Raw genomic sequence first — 17,789 nt, 5'->3', positions numbered from 1 at the left:
ATAAAGAGAAGCTTCGAGCTGCGCTGTTGGATAAAATAATAAAGTAAGTTTATGCAGAAAGGTTGGATGAATATGGAGAGAGAGAAACAGCGCGAATTGCTGCACATCTTGGAGGAGAACAGCCGCCGTTCCGCAGAAACTATCGCTACGATGCTGGATACGACGGTGGAAGACGTAAAAGAAACGATTGCCAAGCTGGAGAAAGAGAAAGTCATTATTAAGTATCCGGCAATTGTAAACTGGGAAAAAGTCGATGAAAATGACCTGGTGACTGCGATGATTGACGTAAAGGTAACGCCGAAACGCGATGTCGGATTTGACGATGTAGCGGAGCGAATCTACCGTTTTCCAGAAGTGCAGTCCGTATACTTGATGTCCGGTGCTTACGATTTGTCGGTCGTTATTGAAGGAAAAACGATGCGTCAGGTTGCGCAGTTTGTATCGGAGAAATTGTCTGCTTTGGATTCTGTCATTTCGACCACAACGCACTTTATTCTTAAAAAATATAAGCATGACGGCGTAATTTTAGAACAGCCCGAGGATGACAAAAGGATGGTTGTGACGCCATGAGTACGATGCAGGTTGCCAACCGTAGATTGTCACGTACGATCCAATTGATTCCGCCATCCGGCATCCGCCGGTTTTTCGAACTGGCGTCTTCTATGGAAGGCGTTATCTCGCTTGGGGTAGGAGAGCCGGACTTTGTGACGCCATGGAATACAAGGGAAGCAGCGATCGCTTCGCTTGAAAAAGGTTATACCGCGTACACGTCTAATAGCGGTCTGTATGAGCTGCGGGAAGAGATTTGCAAATATCTTGCTGCTGCTTTTGATGTCCATTACAGCCCGGACAAAGAGGTTGTGGTTACAGTCGGAGCGAGTGAAGGAATTGATCTGGCGCTGCGTGCGATTCTTGATCCTGGCGATGAGGTATTAGTGGTGGAGCCGTGCTATGTATCGTATGATCCGGTCGTGCGCTTGGCGGGTGGCGTGCCCGTGGCGGTGCAGACATCCATTGAACAGCAGTTTAAATTAACGCCCCAGCATATTGAAGAAAAGGTGACAGACAGAACCAAGGCGATCATTTTTTGCTTTCCGAACAATCCGACCGGTTCCATTATGAAGAAAGAAGAACTGGCAAAGCTTGCGGAAGTGGTCAAACGCCATGACTTAATCGTAATCTCCGACGAGATTTACGCGGAACTGACATACGATACAAGCCATACGAGCTTTGCATCGCTGCCGGGAATGAAAGAGCGTACGATTTTGCTATCAGGATTTTCCAAAGCGTTTGCGATGACTGGCTGGCGTATTGGATACGCTGCGGGACCGGAAGATATCATCCAGGCTATGGTAAAAATTCATCAATATACGATGTTGTGCGCCCCGATTATGGGACAGGTGGCGGCGCTTGAATCGCTGCGCCACGGTATGGAAGCGAAAAAGCGAATGGTTGAGAGCTACCGGCAACGCCGCAATTACGTCGTAAAGGCATTTGAGCAAATTGGCTTGCCCTGCCACAAACCGGAGGGCGCTTTTTATGCGTTTCCTTCTATCGCTTCCACCGGTATGACGGCGGAAGAGTTCGCGGAAAAACTGATTCTTGAGCAGAAGGTGGCGGTCGTTCCAGGTCATGTATTCGGCGAAGGTGGAGCGACGCACATCCGTTGCTCGTATGCTACATCGCTCGAAAATCTGGAAGTGGCTATCGATCGTATGGATGCTTTTTTGCGGGTATACAAATAAATATTCATAGATTGAGAGGCTATGAATGCCTCTCTTTTTTTGTAGTAAGAAAGCATATGTTACTTTACAGTAATAAAGCAACATATGCTTTCTTTTCATAAGTAAGTGAGGAAAAACTTGCGAGGTGTGTTCCAAATGTTTTCTTTTTTTCATGTGGAGCGTGTGGCACGGAAGGAGAGAAAGACCGACAATGTCCGCGAGATTTTCTTATTTAAAAATGACGAAAAAACTCGAAAAATAGGCGGGTTTGATAGGAAGACATATAATTTACTACAAAAAAAGATATGATTGATCTGGGTGAAAATTCATAGAAATTTTATTGTCAAGGAAAAAAGAAGGAATTATTATTTTTTACTTCATACCTCTTTGCATTAAAATGGCTGAAACGCTTGATATATAAGGAAAAGAGTGAGAAAAAATGAAAATCGAAATGATAATGTTTTTCATATACTTTTAATAAATTGATCACAGAAAAATAATGAAACCTTCTAAAAAAAGTGACATTGTAAAGTTTAAAACTGAAAATTCAAAATAGTAAGTTGGTATGAATTAACCAAGAATAGCGTAATAAAATACAATTTTTGTATCATTTTTCATTTCGAAACCTTGTTATATATTGATTTACGTGAAGGCCATCGACAAAAATTGAAAATCTGAGAGAGGAACTGGAGGATGTCATTGCAAGAAGAAACGCTCAATATTAGAGAAATGGTCACTATTCTTCGCAAACGACTTTGGATGGTTGTTCTGATTACGCTGGGAGTTGTGGGAGTCAGCGCGGGGGTTACCAAATTTCTGATGACCCCTGTGTATGAGGCAAAAACGGAACTGCTTGTAAACAAATCACAGGATGGAGACAAGACAGGAATCATTTCGATGTCAGAAATTGAGTCTAATCTGCAATTGATAGAAACGTATAGCGTAATCATTAAAAGCCCGCGGATCATGGAAATTGTAGCGCAAAAGCTGGGGGAACCGGATAAAGTAGCCAGCTTAACTGAACAGATTAAGGTTTCCGCAGTCAAAAACTCACAGATTATTTCTATTGTGGCTGAAGATACGAACCAGCGAAGAGCGGCACTTATCGCCAATACAGTAGCGCAGACATTCAATTCGGAAATTGTGAAGCTAATGAAAGTGGACAACGTTCAGGTACTTACTAAAGCAAAGGCAGATGAGAGAGCCACGCCAGTAAAGCCAAAACTTCTGGTCAATGTTGCGATTGCTTTGGCCATTAGCTCCATGCTTTCTGTCGGCCTTGCTTTCTTGCTTGAATATATGGACAATACGTTGAAAACGGAAGAAGATGTCGAAAAACATCTCGGATTACCTGTGCTTGGTACGATTGCCGTCATTGATGCAAAGAACGGCGCGAAGCACACGAGGCTGAAAGAGGAAAAGAAAGTTAGGATGGCAGCGGCAGGTGAGAACAGATGAATACAGCAATTGATAAAAAGCGATATGAAAAATTAATTGCTTACTGGAACCCGAAATCGCAGATAGCAGAGGCATATCGTACGTTACGTACAAACATTCAATTTGCGAGTGTAGACGAAGAAATCAAAACAATTTTAATTACGAGCACGGGTCCGGCAGAAGGGAAATCAACCACTGCCACCAATCTGGCTGTGGTGATGGCGCAGGCAGCTAAGCGCACTCTATACATAGATGCAGACTTACGGAAGCCAGCCGGTCATCATATTTTTCAGGTGCCGAACCGTCGGGGCCTGACTACATACTTAGCAGGTCAGATCCAGCTACGAGATGCTGTGCAAGAAACCGGAATTGAGAACCTTGCTATTATGACAGCAGGCCCCATTCCGCCGAATCCTGCCGAATTATTAGGATCAAAGAAGATGAAGCTGGCATTAAAAGAATTGCATAGCCAATTTGAAGCGATCATTCTTGATACACCACCGGTCATTGCGGTTGCAGACGCAGCGATTCTTTCCAGACTAGTGGACGGATGCATTCTGGTTGTCAACGCGGGCAAAACGAACCGTGACCTGGCCGCTAGGGCCAAGCAGCAGCTTGAGCATACAAACGCGCGCCTGCTTGGTGTCGTGCTTAATAATAAGCAAATAAAACATAACAATTACTACTATTATTACAAGAACTAGCAGAAAAAGGTTTAGATAGGGAAGGGAAAAACAGAATGAATGTAGACATTCACAATCATATCTTATGGGGGCTGGATGATGGGGCGCAGTGTCCGGAGGATACACTGGCGCTGGCAAAAGATGCTGTGCAGAATGGCATTACGCATGTGATCGCTACGCCACACCATAAGGATGGAAAATATGAAAACCCTGCTCCCTTGATTTTGCAGAAAACGGATGAAGCGAATCGCTTATTGAAAGAACATGTGATTCCGCTCACAATTTTTCCGGGAATGGAGCTGCATTTATATGGCGACATTCTTCGGGATTTTCGGGCGGCAGAACGTACGTTGTTAACAATGAATGAAACACAGTTGTATGTATTGATTGAACTGCCATGTGATCATGTTCCAGCTTATACGTACCGCCTGTTGTTTGATATGCAGGTAGAAGGTTATCTTCCCATTATTGCGCATCCAGAACGAAATCAGGAAATATGCGAACGTCCCATTATCCTGCATCGCATGGTGGAAGAAGGCGCGTTTGCCCAGTTGACGGCAGCCAGCGTCATCGGTCAATTTGGCAGCCGTTTACAAAACATTTCCCGCAAACTTATTGAACACGATTTAATTCACTTTATTGCTTCAGACGCACACCATGTAACGAAAAGAGGATTCGCGCTGCAAGCGGCTTATGAATGGATTAATAGAAATATCGGAGAACAGTACACGCATTTCTTTCGGGAAAATGCCTGTCTCGTTCTTGCGGGAAAAGATATTATAGCGCCCCCGCCGCGCTCGTTTGAACCAAAAAAGAAAAGAAAAAAATTTTTCGGCCTCTTCTAAATGCCGGGGCCAAGGTAACAGTCTGCTGCACCTTTATCACTGCAGGCACTCGGCCATGCTGTGGGCATGCAACAATGCCTTAGACGTTTTATCGTCGAGGGTATGGTGTGAGGTCGGGTTGAATGCCCATAATTCACCTATTCTATCTTTTTATCAAAATGTTACTTCTTACTATTATATAACCAATCCCGAAATCATTCAATTTATTTTATCTCTTGGATGAAGGGTGGCTTTTGTTTATATGTCTACTATTTCATTTGCTATCGTTGGATGCGGTCATATTGCGACCAAGCATATCGAAGCAATTCGTAATATTGAACAAGCGGAGCTGGCAGCGGTTTGTGATACGAACCCTGCACGAATTCAGGAATATATGAAAAAACATAACGTTCGTGGCTATCTTTCACTGGAAGAGATGCTGGCGAACGAACCGGATCTTGATGTAGTCAACATTTGCACGCCAAGCGGTCTACACGCTCCGTTGGCCGTGCAGGCTGCTGCGGCGAAAAAGCATGTCATTGTAGAAAAACCGATCGCACTGACGCTGGAAGATGCGGATCGCATCATTCAGGCGTGCGCGGAAAACAATGTCAAGCTGTCTGTAGTACACCCAAACCGTTTTCGCCCGGCTGTGACAGAACTGAAAAAACTTATCGACAAAGGCTTGTTTGGCAAGCTTAGCCACGTGAATGCCACCGTGCGTTGGAACCGCGACCAGAGTTATTACGATCAGGCGGCATGGCGCGGTACAAAGGCGATGGATGGCGGCGTATTAATGAACCAGGCGATTCATAATCTAGACTTGCTGTACTGGCTTGCCGGACCGGTCGAAGAAGTACAGGCGTATAACGCGACCCGCCTGCGCAATATCGAAGCGGAAGATGTATCGGTTGCTGTGTTGAGGTTCACAGACGGCGCACTTGGCATCATCGAGGCGGCCGCGACGGTGTACCCGCAAAACTATGAAGAATCGCTTAGCATTTTCGGCGAAACTGGAACAGCGGTCATTTCAGGACGGACTGCCAACTGGATTAAACACCTTATTTTTAAAGACATACCGGAAAAAGAGACTGCTAAAATCATGGAAAAGGTAGAGCAGGATCCGTATGGTACGCCGGGTCACCAGCATATTATCGCCGACATGATCCGAGCGATTCGAGAAGACAGAGAACCGCTGGTCACCGGATGGGATGGGCGTAATGCTCTTCAGCTCGTACTAACCATATACGAAGCGGCGGAAAAACACGCTCCCGTAAAATGGAGCCATCACAAAGAAGTAGTTAGTACAATAGTGAGAGGAGTTTACTAATATGACAAAGACAATGCGCAAAGTATCCTTGCTGGACTTAACCGCCCAGTATCAGGACATTAAACCGGAAATTAAGCAGGCTGTGGACAACGTACTTGAGAGCGGCAACTACATTATGGGGCCATTCGTGAAAAATTTTGAGCAGGCTATGGCGGAATACTGCGGCACGAAATACGCAATCGGCGTCGCCAACGGTACGGACGCGTTGCTTCTGACGTTGGACGCGCTTGGAATCGGGCCGGGAGATGAGGTGATTACTTCTCCGTTTACGTTTTTCGCTTCCGCGGAAGTGATCTCGCGGCTGGGTGCGACACCGGTATTCGTCGATATCGATCCAGACACATACAACATCGACCCGGCAAAACTTACCGCAGCCATTACACCGCGTACAAAAGCAATTATGCCTGTTCATATCTTCGGACAGCCCGCTGATATGGACGAAATATTGGCGATCGCGAATGAATACAACCTGTTTGTAGTCGAAGACGCGTGCCAGGCGATCGGTTCTACATACAATGGGAAAAAGATTGGATCGCTTGGAACCGCCGGTTGTTTCTCCTTTTTCCCGACGAAAAACTTGGGCGGATACGGGGACGGCGGAATCGTAGTGACAAACAATGAAGAACTGGCGCGCAAAATCCAAATTCTGCGCGTACATGGTAGCAATCCGAAATACTATCATTCCATGATCGGTTACAATAGCCGGCTCGATGCGCTTCAGGCGGCCATGTTGCAGGTAAAACTGAAATACATTGACCAGTGGAACCGGCAACGCCGTGAAAAAGCCATGATGTATAACAACGCGCTGAAAGACCTGCCTCTCAAGTTGCCATACGTAAAGCCAAATCGCGAAGCGGTTTTCCATCTTTATATCATTCAAACCAAGTATCGCGATGAACTTATAGGTCATTTACAGCAACACGGTATCGCGACCGGCGTGTACTATCCGGTACCGTTGCACAGGCAGGAAGTATATAAAGACCTCGGATATGTGGCCGGAAGTCTTGTTGAGTCGGAAAAAGCGGCCGCCGGTACGCTTGCGCTGCCGCTCTATCCTGAAATGACGATTGATGATCAGGAATATGTCATTTCTATTGTCCGCGAATTCTTCGAAGCGAAGGGAGAGAGAGTATGACACAAGCAGCAGCGTTCGCAACTTCGTTAGTCGAGCAGTTTATTCAAAAAATTGAACAGAAAACGGCCGTTATCGGTGTGGTGGGCCTCGGGTATGTCGGCTTGCCGCTTGCGGTTGAGAAAGCGAAAGCCGGTTTTAACGTCATTGGGTTCGATGTGCAGGCTAGTAAAGTCGAGATGGTCAATCAAGGTATCAATTACATTGGTGATGTTGTGGACGATGATCTGCGCGAAATTGTAGAGCGGAAAAAGCTGCGTGCAACCTCTGACTACTCTTTTATCAACGAAGTAGACGCGGTGGCAATTTGCGTACCAACACCGTTGGATACCTATCAACAACCAGACACAAGTTATGTGGAATCGTCGGCGCGTGAAGTGGCGAAATATCTTCATCCTGGCATGCTCGTTGTGCTGGAGAGTACCACATATCCGGGCACGACCGAAGAATTGCTCAAGCCGATTCTGGAAGAATCGGGGCTTGTCTGCGGCAAGGACTTCTTCCTGGCGTATTCGCCAGAACGTGTTGACCCGGGTAACAAGCAGTTTAACACGAAGAATACACCGAAAGTGGTCGGGGGCGTAACGCCGGATTGCACCAAAGTTGCTGCTTCCATGTACCGTGCGGTGCTGGACAGCGACGTGCATGAAGTATCCAGCCCGGCAGTCGCTGAACTGGAGAAAATCTATGAGAATACGTTCCGTCATATTAATATCGCGCTGGCGAATGAAATGGCGATTCTGTGCAACAAGATGGGGATCAACGTATGGGAAATGATCGATGCGGCAAAAACGAAGCCCTATGGGTTCATGGCGTTTTACCCGGGGCCGGGTCTTGGCGGACACTGCATTCCGATTGACCCATTTTACCTGACCTGGAAAGCGAGAGAATACAACTACCATACACGCTTGATCGAGCTGGCCGGCGAAATTAACAGAAGCATGCCCGAATTCGTGACGGAGCGCGCTGCCAATCTGTTGAATCAGGATGGTAAACCGCTGAAGGGCTCAACGATCCATTTGCTTGGCGTAGCTTATAAAAAAGACATTGACGATATTCGTGAATCACCAGTGCTTCATATCATTGACATCCTGGAGGAGAGAGGGGCGCATGTCGTTTACAGCGACCCACATGTTCTGTCTTTTAAACGCCATGGCAAGGAATACGAGTCGGTCGATCTTACGGAGGAAACGTTGAAAAAGGCAGATCTTGTGGTGATTACAACGGATCATACCGCTTTTGACTACGATTTTATCGGCCGTACCGCGTACGCTGTGCTTGATACTAGAAATGCACTGAAAAATGCGGTCAAGCCGAAACGATATGAAATTTTATAAGAATATTGAAGGGGTGTGATGAAAGGCATATGGAAACATCGAGCTATATGACTGGAATTTGCGCTCTCTTGACTTGTCGTTTTCTCCCTTTTCAGCACCTTATTCTTTTGGCTTTTCTCGCCGTGAATTAATCAGGAAAAAAGCTTGCAGAAAAGGGAACGGTGAAAGATTGGCTGGAAAGGTTACAGTATCTGTATCTTTCCAGCTGTTTTCTTATTTCTTCCATGCAAACCGATAAGCAAGTGGTTTATCGATGGGATGGAGGAATGAATTGCCTGGAATTTTCGATTTTGAAAGGAGGGAGAGCAAGAGGTGAACATCTGGATTTTTAACCATTATGCGATTGCACCAGGTGCGAGCGGTGGTACGCGTCATTACGATTTAGCTCGAGAGCTTGTCAAACACAATTATAACGTCACGATTTTTGCTTCTTCCTTTACCCATCAGGAGAGAAAGGAGCGTTATATTCCGGAAAAGCATCTGCGATGGAAGGAAGAACAGTATAATGGCGTCCGCTTCGTCTGGATCAAAACACCTGCCTATAAGAAGAACGATTGGCGCAGGGTCGCCAACATGCTGAGCTATACCATCCATGCTTATTTGCTTGGCAAAAAACGAAAAGAAAAACCGGATTTAATTATCGGAACACTCATGCACCCGCTGGCGGCGCTTGTTGGTTGTTTGCTCGCCAAAAAGTTCAATTGTACGTTTTATTTTGAAGAGCGAGACTTATGGCCACAAACCTTGATCGATCTCGGCAAAGTTTCTGAACGGAATCCGGTCGTTTGGATGCTCCGTCAGTTAGAGCTTTTTTTATACAGAAATGCCCGCCGTATTATCGTCCTGTTTGACAAGGCGGATAAGTATGTGGCCCAGCAGGGGATTGATACAGAAAAAGTGCTGTATCTTCCGAATGGTGCCGACCTGCAGCGGTATGAGCAGCAGGCTTTGCTTTCCGCGGATCTTGAGCGGTTGTTCGCTTCTTTGGAGAACAAGCTGATTGTTACGTATACGGGTGCGCACGGCATTGCCAACCATCTGGATCCGGTGCTTGATGCAGCCGGTATTCTGAAAGACCGAAATCATCACATTCATTTTCTTATGATTGGGGATGGACCGGAGAAGCAGCGGCTTGTAGAACGGGCGAGAAAAGAAAAGTTAACCAATATAACTTTTATTCCTCCTGTCAAAAAAGAGGAAGTTCCGGAGATTCTGCTTCGTTCCGATGTGGGGCTGATTTCTATGCAGGACGCAGAAATTTACAAATGGGGATTCAGTTTAAATAAGATGTATGACTATATGGCAGCGAAGCTTCCGATCGTGCTGTTATGCCAGCTACCGGAAACGCCAATTGAAACCTCAGGCGCTGGTTTGAAAGTTAGCAATCCGCAGGAAATGGCGCAAGCATTGCAATGGTTAGCCATAAATCAAACCGCTCTTCACCAAATGGGAGAGAAGGGGCGTTTCTATGTAGAGAGCAATCACTCGTGGGAAAAGCTGGCACACCGTTTCATTAATGTTATAGAAGAAGATTTGTCGTACGGTGGTTGCGATCGTCTGGCGGTGGCACCGGTACAGGTCGGAGCAACCAAGAAGGGAGGAAACTAAACATATGAACATAACATTTGGTAAAAACACGATTATTGAGGACAGCGTTGTGCTGGGAGAGAATGTGACAATCGGGCATAACGTTATCATTTACGCGGGCAGTGTCATTGGGCATAACGTAGTCATTCAGGATAACGCGGTCATTGGCAAACAACCGGTTAAAGCGAAACATTCTGCCCTGAAAGAAGTGAAAAAGAATCCCCCGGTCGTAATCGGCGACGGTTGCACGATTGGCACATCGGCTATCATCTATGCGGGAGCTGTTCTGGAAAATGAAGTATTTGTAGCTGACCTTGCCACCGTTCGTGAACGCGTGACGGTGGGGGAAGGTACGATCGTAGGCCGCGGCGTTGCAATTGAGAACGATTGCTCCATCGGCCGCAAATGCAAGTTGGAGACCAATTGCTATATCACGGCATATTCCAATCTTGGCGACCATGTGTTTGTCGCGCCGGGCGTTGTCACCAGCAATGACAACTATATGGCCCGCAGCAAAGAGCGCTTCGGTAAGATGAAAGGCATTACCGTCAAGGACGGTGGCCGCATTGGTGCAGGTGCTATTACACTGCCGGGCATTGTGATTGAAGAGGACGGAACGGTCGCGGCCGGCGGCGTCGTTACGAGGGATGTAAAGAAGGAAGAACTGGTTGTGGGTATTCCGGCCAGAAAGCTGCGTGATGTTCCTGAAGACCAATTGCTGCGCAATCAAGGGTAAGACGGGACAAATAGCTGACGATGATGGCAGCGAAACGGAGGGGAGAACATGGCAAAACGAGTATTTGACCTGGTATGCGCACTAGTTCTGCTGGTGGTGACCCTTCCGGTTATGGGTATTACCGCCCTGCTTGTGCGTATAAAGCTGGGTTCGCCTGTCCTGTTTAAACAGAAGCGTCCCGGTCTGCACGGCAAGCCATTTTACATTTACAAATTCCGCACCATGACCGACGAGCGGGACGAAAACGGGGAGTTGTTGCCTGACGAAGTTCGCCTGACCGGGTTCGGACGCTGGCTACGCAGGCTTAGCCTCGACGAATTGCCGCAGCTGTTCAATGTGGTCAAAGGCGAGCTAAGCCTGGTTGGGCCCCGTCCATTGCTGATGGAATATCTGCCGCGCTACACGCCGCGCCAGGCTCGCCGTCATGAGGTAAAACCCGGCATTACCGGCTGGGCGCAGGTGAACGGACGGAACGCCATCAGCTGGGAAGAAAAATTTGAATTGGATGTCTGGTATGTGGATCGCCAGTCATTCTGGCTGGACATGAAAATTTTGTGGCTGACGCTTTTCAAAGTGATCCGCTCGGAAGGCATTAACAAAGAAGGGCATGCGACGACGACGGAGTTTATGGGACAGAGCGGGAATACGTACCAAAATGAGCGGAAAGAGGCATGAGAACAATGAACAAACGAATTTACCTATCTCCGCCACACATGAGTGGAGAAGAGCAGCATTATATCGCGGAAGCATTTGCGACGAACTGGATTGCGCCGCTCGGGCCGAACGTGGAAGAATTCGAGCGCGAACTGGCTGAGTATGTCGGCGCGAAGGGAGCGCTTGCGCTCAGTTCTGGCACGGCGGCCATTCACCTTGGTCTGCGCCTGTTGGGTGTCGGGCCGGGCGATACGGTGTTTTGTTCAAGTTTAACGTTTGTGGCGAGCGCCAATCCAATCTTGTACCAGGGCGCAACGCCGGTCTTTATCGACTCCGAACCGGAGACATGGAATATGTCGCCCGGCGCGCTGGAGCGAGCGCTGCGGGACGCTGAAGCGGAAGGCGCGTTGCCGAAAGCGGTTGTAATTGTGAATTTGTACGGTCAGAGCGCTGATATGGAGCCGCTGCTTGCGCTGTGCGAAAAATACGGTATTCCGGTGCTTGAGGATGCGGCCGAGTCGCTCGGCGCGACATACAAAGGCAAAAAGAGCGGTACGTTCGGTGCCTTCGGTGTGTACTCCTTTAACGGAAACAAAATTATTTCTACGTCTGGCGGAGGCATGCTTGTTTCGGACGACACGGAAGCGCTGGAGAAAGCTCGTTTTTGGTCAACACAGGCGCGCGATGCGGCTCGCCACTACCAGCACAGCGAGCTGGGCTATAACTACAGGATGAGCAACATTCTCGCGGGAGTAGGTCGCGGTCAGTTGCGCGTGCTGGATGAACGGATACAAGCTCGCCGCGCAGTGTTTGATCGCTATGTCAATGCGCTTGCGGATGTGCCAGGTTTCGCATTTATGCCGGAAGCAGAATCCGGTTTTGCGACCCGCTGGCTTACTGCTCTGACGGTAGATCCAGCACAGACCGGCGTAAGCGCGGCTGAGATTGTGGATGTGCTCGCAGAAGAAAACATCGAAGCGCGTCCGGTCTGGAAACCGCTGCATTTGCAACCATTGTTTACAGGTTGCAAATATTATCCGCACGCGGAAGGGCACAGTGTATCTGATGAATTATTCCATAACGGCATTTGCTTGCCTTCCGGCTCCAGCCTAACGGAAGAGGAGCAGGAACGGGTGATTCAGGGTATTAAACGAGCGCTTAAACTGTATATCGAAACGAAATAACGGAGGTGAGCCGCTGTGAAATATGCGCAGAGAATTCTGTTGTTGGCGGTTGATACTTTCATCGTGCTTGGATCGGTGCTTGTCAGCTATTTGCTCCGGTTCGAAGGACACATTCCGGAGCCGTTCTGGAACAGTATGCCGTATGCGATAGGACTGATTTTGCTTGTTACATGCGGTGTGTTTTATGTATCACATCTTTATCGTTGCGTCTGGAAGTATGCAAGCATCGGCGAACTCTTGCTTATCATTCGCGCAACCACACTGGCGTTGGTATTGACCTTTGCGTTGTATTTTACGGCGCGCGCGCTGGGGGTGGGTATCGTCATCCCGCTTTCGATCTTCCTTCTCTCATGGATGACGACAACGGTCGGTATTGCCGGTTCGCGCCTGATCTGGCGCATCGCGCGCGGCAGATACGTGAAAATCCAGCCGCACCATAAAAAGGCGCTCATTGTAGGCGCCGGGGACGCGGGCACGCTCGTAGCGAAGGAGCTTCAGCGTTTTCCAGACACGACGCTGTATCCGGTCGCGTTCATTGATGACGATCCATCCAAACTGTACATGGAAGTGGCCGGGTTGCCCGTTGTTGGCACGCGCCGCGACATCCCGGCTGTCGTAAAGCGGCTTGGCATTGATACGATCATCTTGGCGCTGCCGTCCGCCGCAAAGTCGGAAACGGCAAAAGTCATTAATATCTGCAAGAAGACGGCGGCAAATATTAAAATTTTGCCGCGCGTCAGCGATGTGATTCATGGCAAGGTGTCGATCAGTACGATTCGCGATGTCAATGTGGAAGACTTGCTCGGACGCGATCCGGTGGAAGTCGATCTGAAAGGAATTGCCGATTATGTGACAGGTAAGGTTGTATTGGTGACGGGGGCGGGCGGTTCGATCGGTTCGGAGCTGTGCCGTCAGATTTCCGCGTTTGACCCGGAAACGTTGCTTCTGCTCGGCCATGGTGAAAACAGCATTTACGCAATCGAAAACGAGCTGAAACGCAAATATCCAAACCTGAAATATGAGACGATTATCGCTGATATCCAGGATCGGCAGCGGATTGTGGAAGTGTTTGACCGATATCGCCCGGCGGTGGTGTTCCATGCTGCGGCGCACAAGCATGTGCCGCTGATGGAACGCAATCCAGCGGAAGCGATTAAGAACAACGTTATTGGAACGAAAAACGTGGCCCAGTGCGCCAACTTGTTTGGCGTGGAGCGTTTCGTTCTGATTTCGACGGACAAAGCGGTCAATCCGACAAGCGTAATGGGCACGACCAAGCGAATTGCCGAGATGATTATCCAGAGCCTGAACCGTCGCAGCAGCACGAAATTCGTTGCGGTACGCTTTGGCAATGTGCTGGGCAGCCGCGGTAGTGTGATTCCGCTTTTCAAGCAGCAGATCAAAGAAGGCGGCCCTGTCACTGTGACGCACCCGGAGATGGTTCGCTATTTTATGACCATTCCGGAAGCGGTGCAGCTGGTTATTCAGGCCGGAGCCATCGCGGAGGGTGGCGAGACGTTTGTGCTTGATATGGGCGAGCCGGTAAAAATTGATAAGCTAGCGCGCGACCTGATCCGTTTGTCCGGGCTGGAACCGGAACGTGATATCAAAATCGAATACACCGGTATGCGACCGGGCGAGAAACTGTATGAGGAGCTGCTGACCGCCGAGGAAGGCACGACGGCGACAGCGCATAACCGGATTTTTATCGGCCGGGCGACCCCGTTCTCTGTTCCGGAATTTATGGCCAAACTTGAAAAGCTTGAACAGGCGGCTTCCAACAATTATATGCCGGTTGCGCCGGAAGAGATGAAGGCGATGCTGAAAGAGATTGTGCCAACATATCAGTTGCCGGCGGCCGACATCGCGGAAGCGAAAAGCAAGCAGAAAGCGGCGGAGACGATCGTGAAACGGCTGAAACTCGAAGTGGCGCTTGGCGCCGAAAAGTAATGGGAGTTGATATCTGGTGATGGCGAAACTCATGGAAAGCGAGCTCGATCAAAAAATTCTGCTTCATATTTTGCTGGATGTCTATCAAAAAGGCGAACAGCTCGACACGATGGACACGCGCGACATTGTGGATGACATCGTGTTCCAGCTCAAACCATTCATAGAACGGATGGGCAACTATGATTGAGCTTCGGGGCATTTCCCGCCACTACAAAGATGGGCGGGAAAAAAGAACCGTCATTGAAGATCTGGACTTGAATGTGAAACAGGGTGAATTCGTATCCATCCTCGGCCCTTCCGGCTCCGGCAAATCGACGTTGCTAAATATCCTTGGGCTTCTGGACAAGCCCGACTCAGGCACATACCGGCTCGCCGGACAAGATGTAACCGAATATGGCGGGGGCCGCCTGGCTGCTATCCGCAACCGCCATATTGGCTTTATCTTTCAGCAGTTCATGCTCGTTCCTCGGCTGACCGTCGGCGAGAATGTTGCCCTGCCGCTTCAGTATACCCGGATGTCTGCCCGGGAGAAGCGCAAGCGGGTGGATGAGGCGCTAGAGTGGGTCGGGATGCTTTCACGCAAAAAAGACGTACCCGTTCACCTGTCCGGCGGTCAAAAGCAGAAAGTAGCCATTGCCCGCGCGATTGTCGCCTCGCCCTCGCTTCTGTTGGCCGACGAACCGACAGGAAATCTGGATGCGCAATCCAAACAAGAGGTGATCAACATTTTGCAACGTCTGCATGCACAGGGCAAAACCATCATGCTGGTAACCCACGATTACGAGCTGGCCCGGATTGCGGAACGAATTCTGTATATGCTGGATCGCAAGCTCGTTCCGTATCGTGGTGCGCCGGAAAGGGAGGCGAACCGCGGGTAATGCTATTCCGTAATGTGAGGATGGCCTTGCGTGGCATCTGGATGTATCGCGGTCGTTCGTTGCTGGCGATTTTGGGCGTGGCGGTCGCCGCGCTGCTCGTTATTTCGATGATGACGGTGCTCTACAATTTTAGCCAGAGCTTGTTGCAACAATTCTCCGGGCTTGGCGCCCGGCAGATTACCGTTGTACCGGGCAAGTTGCTGAATAAGAAAGCCATTGATAGCGGTATTTCCGACTTTGCTTCCTTCGCGCCTTCCGCCAGCACGCTCACATACAAGGATGCGATGGATGTTAAAGCGCGGGTTCCGGGCGTAGAAAAGGCGGCACCACAAAATGAATTCATGGGCGTGCTTATGTATAACAAAAAAGGATATGAAATGATTTTTACCGGGACAACGCCTGATCTTCTGCCTATTCTTGATGTCAGGTTGGCGGATGGGCGATTTTTTACCGATGCCGAATGCAAGCAGAACAAGCATGTCATTGTACTTGGGGCCAACATTAAGCACAACATATTCGGCGACAGGCCTGCGGTCGGAAAAACGGTTACGATTAACCGGGAGAATTTTATGGTGATCGGCGTTCTGGATGAGAAGAAAATGTTCGGTTTCAATATTGATGATCGGGTATATGCGCCATACCATGTGGTTGAAAAGATAGGCAACGTGGACAATGCTTCTTTGCTATTTTTCACCGCGAAAAAGACGGAAAACGTGCCGCAGGTCGAAAAGCAGATCAACAATGTTATCGGACAAAACCATAAGAAAAAAGATTTCAACTTGGTAAAGGCAGAAGAAGTGATTCATGTTATCAAAACCGTGATGGATCTGGTCGGTGTGATTACCCTTGCGATTACCGGTATCGCGCTTTTGGTTGGGGGTATTGGGATTATGAATGTAATGCTTTTGACGGTGAAAGAGCGGACAAGGGAAATTGGGATTCGCAAGGCGGTTGGGGCAAAATCGTGGCATATTCTCGCCCAGTTCTTGTTTGAAGCGGTTTTTTTAAGCGTGACAGGCGCCCTGCTCGGCTTGGCCGCGACATACGGAATTCTTTATTCCATTCACACGTATTTTCCGATACTGCCGAACCATATTCCGCTGGAGATGGTAGGGTATACGATTGTGTTTGCGATCGGTGCAGGTCTTCTGTTCGGGATGATTCCGGCGCTGCGGGCGGTAAGGATTCCCCCGATCGAAGCGTTGCGCTACGAATAATTATGGAGGGATAGATATGAACAAGAAAAACGGATTTCGACATAAACTGGCGTTGTCGCTGCTTGCGACTGCGGTGGCAATGCCTTCTGTTACGCTGCTGCCGATAGGATGGACCACAACGGCAAAGGCGGCAACGGAGGATGTAACGGATAGCAAAGTGCAAAAAATGAAAGAATTATTGCAGCAACTCACCCCGGAAGAACAGCAGATGATCAAAGAAAAAGCCATGCAGGAAATGCTGGAATCACCGAATAAGCCGCTTGAGCAAATTGCGGAAGAAGCGGTAAAACAAACGGTTGACACGGAGAAATATGAAAAGCTGAAGCAGGAAGTACGCGAATCCAATATCACGATTGAAGATGTAATGCAGGCAAAAGACCAAATCACAGCATCTCCGAATGAAGAGGAGGAGCCGGCAAAAGAACCGATCAAGGAACCGGTAACGGAACCGGTGAAAACGACAGAACCTGCACCGGAAAAACCGGAACAGTTGCCGGTTCAGCCAGCACCTGAAAAACCTGCAAAACCCGAAGACAAACCGGTGCCTGCTTTTACTGATCTAGGAGAAGTACCATGGGCGCAAGAAGCGATTCAAGCGCTTGTGGCGGCGGGTGTATTGAATGGAATAAGCGAAGACAAATTTGAACCGCTTGGCCATGTAACCAGGGCACAGTTTACCCGTATGCTGGTTCAGGCGCTCAAGTTAAATGAGAAAACAGCAGAAGGTCCATCCCCTTCGTTTACCGATGTGAAAAACGAAGACTGGTTTGCCGCTGATGTGGCAATTGCGGCGCGCCTCCATATCGTGAGCGGTGTGAGCAAAACCAAGTTTGATCCGAATGCGCCGGTGACACGGGAGCAAATGGCGACCATGGTCGCTCGCGCGCTGGATGTAACGATGGGTATAAAGCCTGCTGCGGAGCACAAGAAACAGTTAGAGAAGTTTGCAGATCGGAAGAATATTGCAACATGGGCGCAAGCAAACGTAGCCCTGCTAGTAGAAAAAGGGATCATCACGGGAATGGATCAGCATCATTTCGCGCCGAAGTCAAAAACCAACCGTGCCCAGGTTGCTGTCATCATTCAACGTTTGCTTGATGTAAAGTAAATGGCTCA

General features: G+C 48.8%; 17 protein-coding genes. All 17 read left to right on the top strand.

Features of this window, described 5'->3' with window-relative positions:
- Window positions 1–72 precede the first annotated feature (72 nt).
- The 17 genes from BLR88_RS08585 to BLR88_RS08510 all read left to right on the top strand — a co-directional run bounded on the left by BLR88_RS08585 (window position 73) and on the right by BLR88_RS08510 (window position 17,781).
- A complete protein-coding gene (locus tag BLR88_RS08585; protein ID WP_057897432.1) occupies window positions 73–570 on the top strand; it encodes an Lrp/AsnC family transcriptional regulator in 498 nt (165 codons plus the stop codon).
- A complete protein-coding gene (locus tag BLR88_RS08580; RefSeq protein WP_057897433.1) occupies window positions 567–1,745 on the top strand; it encodes an aminotransferase in 1,179 nt (392 codons plus the stop codon). Before BLR88_RS08585 ends, BLR88_RS08580 begins: the two co-directional genes overlap by 4 nt.
- A gap of 672 nt (window positions 1,746–2,417) precedes the next feature.
- On the top strand, window positions 2,418–3,182 hold the full coding sequence (locus BLR88_RS08575; RefSeq protein ID WP_057897434.1) for a YveK family protein: 765 nt from the start codon (window positions 2,418–2,420) through the stop codon (window positions 3,180–3,182).
- On the top strand, window positions 3,179–3,865 hold the full coding sequence (locus tag BLR88_RS08570; RefSeq protein ID WP_057897435.1) for a CpsD/CapB family tyrosine-protein kinase: 687 nt from the start codon (window positions 3,179–3,181) through the stop codon (window positions 3,863–3,865). Before BLR88_RS08575 ends, BLR88_RS08570 begins: the two co-directional genes overlap by 4 nt.
- A 35-nt stretch (window positions 3,866–3,900) precedes the next feature.
- The gene (locus BLR88_RS08565) at window positions 3,901–4,689 is read left to right on the top strand and encodes a tyrosine-protein phosphatase (RefSeq protein ID WP_057897436.1); all 789 of its coding nucleotides are present in this window, start codon (window positions 3,901–3,903) and stop codon (window positions 4,687–4,689) included.
- Between the two features lie 241 nt (window positions 4,690–4,930).
- Window positions 4,931–5,998: a Gfo/Idh/MocA family protein gene (locus tag BLR88_RS08560; RefSeq protein WP_057897437.1), complete on the top strand. Its 1,068-nt coding sequence runs from the start codon at window positions 4,931–4,933 to the stop codon at window positions 5,996–5,998.
- Between the two features lies 1 nt (window position 5,999).
- Window positions 6,000–7,133, top strand: a complete 1,134-nt coding sequence (locus BLR88_RS08555) for a DegT/DnrJ/EryC1/StrS family aminotransferase (RefSeq protein WP_057897438.1) — start codon at window positions 6,000–6,002, stop codon at window positions 7,131–7,133.
- Window positions 7,130–8,467 (top strand): nucleotide sugar dehydrogenase, encoded by a 1,338-nt coding sequence (locus BLR88_RS08550; RefSeq protein ID WP_057897439.1) that lies wholly within the window; start codon window positions 7,130–7,132, stop codon window positions 8,465–8,467. Before BLR88_RS08555 ends, BLR88_RS08550 begins: the two co-directional genes overlap by 4 nt.
- Window positions 8,468–8,779: 312 nt before the next feature.
- Window positions 8,780–10,075 (top strand): glycosyltransferase family 4 protein, encoded by a 1,296-nt coding sequence (locus tag BLR88_RS08545; protein WP_057897440.1) that lies wholly within the window; start codon window positions 8,780–8,782, stop codon window positions 10,073–10,075.
- A 4-nt stretch (window positions 10,076–10,079) separates the two neighbouring features.
- Window positions 10,080–10,790, top strand: coding sequence for an N-acetyltransferase (locus BLR88_RS08540; RefSeq protein ID WP_057897441.1), 711 nt, complete (start codon window positions 10,080–10,082; stop codon window positions 10,788–10,790).
- Between the two features lie 48 nt (window positions 10,791–10,838).
- Window positions 10,839–11,465: a sugar transferase gene (locus tag BLR88_RS08535; protein ID WP_057897442.1), complete on the top strand. Its 627-nt coding sequence runs from the start codon at window positions 10,839–10,841 to the stop codon at window positions 11,463–11,465.
- Between the two features lie 5 nt (window positions 11,466–11,470).
- Entirely contained in the window at window positions 11,471–12,628 is a 1,158-nt protein-coding gene (locus BLR88_RS08530) for a DegT/DnrJ/EryC1/StrS family aminotransferase (protein WP_057897443.1), read from the top strand.
- Window positions 12,629–12,643: 15 nt separating this feature from the next.
- Window positions 12,644–14,578, top strand: coding sequence for a polysaccharide biosynthesis protein (locus BLR88_RS08525; protein ID WP_057897444.1), 1,935 nt, complete (start codon window positions 12,644–12,646; stop codon window positions 14,576–14,578).
- A gap of 16 nt (window positions 14,579–14,594) precedes the next feature.
- Window positions 14,595–14,765: a hypothetical protein gene (locus BLR88_RS19510; protein ID WP_156423982.1), complete on the top strand. Its 171-nt coding sequence runs from the start codon at window positions 14,595–14,597 to the stop codon at window positions 14,763–14,765.
- Entirely contained in the window at window positions 14,758–15,456 is a 699-nt protein-coding gene (locus BLR88_RS08520) for an ABC transporter ATP-binding protein (RefSeq protein WP_057897445.1), read from the top strand. The genes BLR88_RS19510 and BLR88_RS08520 overlap by 8 nt, the downstream gene beginning before the upstream one ends.
- Entirely contained in the window at window positions 15,456–16,673 is a 1,218-nt protein-coding gene (locus BLR88_RS08515; RefSeq protein ID WP_057897446.1) for an ABC transporter permease, read from the top strand. Before BLR88_RS08520 ends, BLR88_RS08515 begins: the two co-directional genes overlap by 1 nt.
- 16 nt (window positions 16,674–16,689) lie before the next feature.
- Window positions 16,690–17,781, top strand: a complete 1,092-nt coding sequence (locus BLR88_RS08510; RefSeq protein ID WP_057897447.1) for an S-layer homology domain-containing protein — start codon at window positions 16,690–16,692, stop codon at window positions 17,779–17,781.
- The last annotated feature ends 8 nt before the right edge of the window (window positions 17,782–17,789 follow it).

The organism is Aneurinibacillus thermoaerophilus (genome assembly GCF_900099925.1).
Taxonomy (GTDB): domain Bacteria; phylum Bacillota; class Bacilli; order Aneurinibacillales; family Aneurinibacillaceae; genus Aneurinibacillus; species Aneurinibacillus thermoaerophilus.
Note: the sequence above shows the minus strand (reverse complement) of the source record. Positions and strands in the feature narration are given on the sequence as shown.